The organism is Candidatus Symbiopectobacterium sp. (assembly GCF_020054415.1).
GTDB lineage: Bacteria > Pseudomonadota > Gammaproteobacteria > Enterobacterales > Enterobacteriaceae > Symbiopectobacterium.
Genome location: NZ_JAHWCO010000136.1, coordinates 1 through 2,656, shown reverse-complemented (window position 1 = coordinate 2,656; position 2,656 = coordinate 1). Strand labels below are relative to the sequence as shown.

The following is a 2,656-nucleotide window of genomic DNA, read 5'->3' as shown; positions in this document are numbered from 1 at the left end:
TGGGTGAAGCCATGGCCATGGTCAAAGCGCTTAACCGGATCACGCTATTAGGAATGCCGAACAGTATTCGCATCACGTAACAATCGACCCGTATGGGGCGCAGTCGTTACAAGTTCTGATTTATTCAACAAAGCCCCTAAACGTTTACGCATTTGTGCGTTGAGCGGTTCAGCCACTTCTAGGCGCAAGTGTGCGTGTATCTTTTCCACGTTTTCACAGCCTTTAGGATGAGGTGGGGGCAGCGGTTCCGTTCTCGTTAGCACACCCCACAGGGCATAGAGAAGAAAACCGACGAGTACGGGAAGCACACACCAGAAACCAATGAGGGCGATGCGCACTTCGAACGGTACGGTGCGTGGTGATACATTGGAGATTGTCGGCGGGGCGGATATCTCACTGTCCAGCGCTGAGCACTGGCTTGCATACAGGACGAAGTATTTTGATACTGATTCAGTACCGAACTGCTGTTCGACGTATTACCATGTGCTGGCGGGCATCAGTAAAAAAGACAGTGTGTCGCTCATCAGGCTTTCGGTGCGCACACGCAAGGCATATCCTCCAGCCAGTAGCAGGCGTTCAATACGCGCCTGCTCCGCATCATACTCCTCTGATCCCAGCGAATAATGATGAAAAACATGCTGAACGCCAGCAACGTTGACCGTAGCGGTTTCAACGTCGCTGTCGTAGTCAAATTCAGTGGAAAAAACCGCATCTCCCAGGCAGTGCGAGATTCCCTCCAACAGGCTGAAAATCCCCTCCCGCCAGTCGATATGGATGCCGTAGACGCTCAGAAAGGTGGCCTGATAGTCATCTCGTGAGGACGCCGTTTGCTCGGTCCCTTCATGGTATTTGAAAAATGCATGACGTCTGGCGCAGGCCTGTTCATCACCCTCAGCAGCAAAAAAAATCAGAAAACGCATCCCTGTCAGGCAATTGCGCTGTGGTTTCTTCCTCTGTTTAGCGCGTTTTTTTACGCTGTCCTATGCATTCTTTTTTTGCTGTATGCGGTCACTTTCATACAACAGCAAAATGCGTTCTGCGAAGTCGTCATCGACGGTATAAAAATAGCTTTCCGGTACGCCGAGTACGCGGGCAAAGGCGCACATCATCTCGAATGTGGGGCGATAGGTGCCGCTTTCATGCTGTGAGACACGCGAACGCGCGGTCGCTTCTTCAATACCCGCGAGCACTCCCAGTTTTTCCTGAGTCAACTTGGCATGCAGGCGGGCGGATTTAGGGCGAGCAGGTAGCATCATGGCACCATCGATAATCGATATTGACTTAGTGTTTAGCATTACTTAACATCGCCGTTGTTTATATATACTGAACATTCACACATAATAACATCAGGTGATGGTAATGGACGGTAAGGACTGGCACCCGGCAGATATCGTAGCGGGTTTGAAAAAGCGTGGCACAACGCTGTCAGCGCTTTCCCGAGAAGCGGGATTGGCGTCATCAACACTGTCAAACGCGTTGGGGCGACGCTGGCCCAAAGGCGAACGGCTGATTGCTAACGCGTTGAATAAACGCCCTGAAGAGATTTGGCCTTCGCGCTATTAGCCCACGTCTAGAAAATGGCATATGCCTTAGATTCTCTAACAAAAAAGCGCTTCATGCCTCCCCTGTCGAGGAGTAGCCTTACACTATCCCTTACGTAATACATGGAAATGACAATGAGTGTGGTTTATGTGGTGGTGCTGACGTATGTACAGCCGCTTGAGGCGATTGATGAACAGATTCCTGCCCATGTCGAATGGTTAAAACAGGGCTATGCCGACGGTGTTTTTCTCGCATCAGGCCGCCGTATGCCGCACACTGGCGGCGTCATTTTGGCGAAAAGCGACAGCCTCGAGCAGTTGCAGGTGCGCCTTAGTCAGGATCCGTTTCAGAAACTGGGGCTGGCCCGTGCAGACATCATTCCGTTTGATGCCAGTATGACGGCGCCTGCGCTGCAAGGCCTGCTATGATCCCTTCGTGTTAACACGGCCAGCTCATCGATGCTGATTGAGCTGGTTATGCCATCGGCATTTTTATACCTTTTTTACATCCCCGCCTGCGATATTAACGACATTTTTACGCCCTGATTCTTACACTCGAGCCACATTCGATAAACGCGGGGAGATAAACCGTGAATGTGGGACTGATGACCGACATCGTGCTGGTATTTCTGTTACTGGGCTATCTGTTTTACGCCCTGTTTCGGGCGGAGGAATTCTGATGGCGGCCAATGCGTTTTTACTTCTGGCCAGTTTTCTGGTCGTATTATTGGTGCTGGCCCAACCGCTGGGTCGGTTGATGACAGGGATGGTGCTTGATCGCGCTTTACCCGGCGTGGCGGAGTTTGAACAGGGGATTTGGCGTGTGTGCGGTGTGTCAGACCGCGAGATGAACTGGCGTCAGTATCTGTGCGCCATTCTGCTGTTTAACGCCCTTGGGTTGTGCTTTCTGGTGGTAGTGTTGATGGCGCAGGGGAGCTTGCCCTATAACCCGCAGCAGTTGCCAGGCTTGTCCTGGTGCATATTCGCATCGTGATCGATCAGTGATTCGCATGACAATCGATCACGATTTCGCATGAAAGGTCGATCACTGATTCGCGTCGTATCGATCACTCCGGGACTTAACTCTTTTAACCTCCTCTCCATTCGCAGTTTCT

General features: G+C 51.5%; 6 protein-coding genes and 1 pseudogene. 5 read left to right on the top strand and 2 right to left on the bottom strand.

Annotated features, from left to right (window positions below):
- A pseudogene (locus tag QZ506_RS04200) lies at positions 1-80 on the top strand (lipoprotein); the annotation flags it as partial.
- A 396-nt stretch (positions 81-476) separates the two neighbouring features.
- Here the strand turns inward: QZ506_RS04200 and QZ506_RS04195 are convergent.
- Both QZ506_RS04195 and QZ506_RS04190 read right to left on the bottom strand, forming a co-directional pair.
- On the bottom strand, positions 477-920 hold the full coding sequence (locus QZ506_RS04195) for a hypothetical protein (protein ID WP_291969292.1): 444 nt from the start codon (positions 918-920) through the stop codon (positions 477-479).
- Positions 921-980: 60 nt separating this feature from the next.
- Positions 981-1,253: a helix-turn-helix transcriptional regulator gene (locus tag QZ506_RS04190; protein WP_291969294.1), complete on the bottom strand. Its 273-nt coding sequence runs from the start codon at positions 1,251-1,253 to the stop codon at positions 981-983.
- 106 nt (positions 1,254-1,359) lie between these two features.
- On the opposite strand from QZ506_RS04190, the gene QZ506_RS04185 reads away from it, so the two are divergent.
- From QZ506_RS04185 to QZ506_RS04170, 4 genes are all read left to right on the top strand, one after another.
- Positions 1,360-1,563: a helix-turn-helix transcriptional regulator gene (locus tag QZ506_RS04185; RefSeq protein WP_291969291.1), complete on the top strand. Its 204-nt coding sequence runs from the start codon at positions 1,360-1,362 to the stop codon at positions 1,561-1,563.
- A 113-nt stretch (positions 1,564-1,676) separates the two neighbouring features.
- Positions 1,677-1,970, top strand: coding sequence for a YciI family protein (locus QZ506_RS04180; RefSeq protein WP_291969289.1), 294 nt, complete (start codon positions 1,677-1,679; stop codon positions 1,968-1,970).
- A 161-nt stretch (positions 1,971-2,131) separates the two neighbouring features.
- The gene (gene kdpF / locus QZ506_RS04175) at positions 2,132-2,221 is read left to right on the top strand and encodes a K(+)-transporting ATPase subunit F (RefSeq protein ID WP_291969287.1); all 90 of its coding nucleotides are present in this window, start codon (positions 2,132-2,134) and stop codon (positions 2,219-2,221) included.
- On the top strand, positions 2,221-2,535 hold the full coding sequence (locus QZ506_RS04170) for a potassium-transporting ATPase subunit KdpA (protein WP_291969285.1): 315 nt from the start codon (positions 2,221-2,223) through the stop codon (positions 2,533-2,535). The genes kdpF and QZ506_RS04170 overlap by 1 nt, the downstream gene beginning before the upstream one ends.
- Positions 2,536-2,656: the final 121 nt, after the last annotated feature.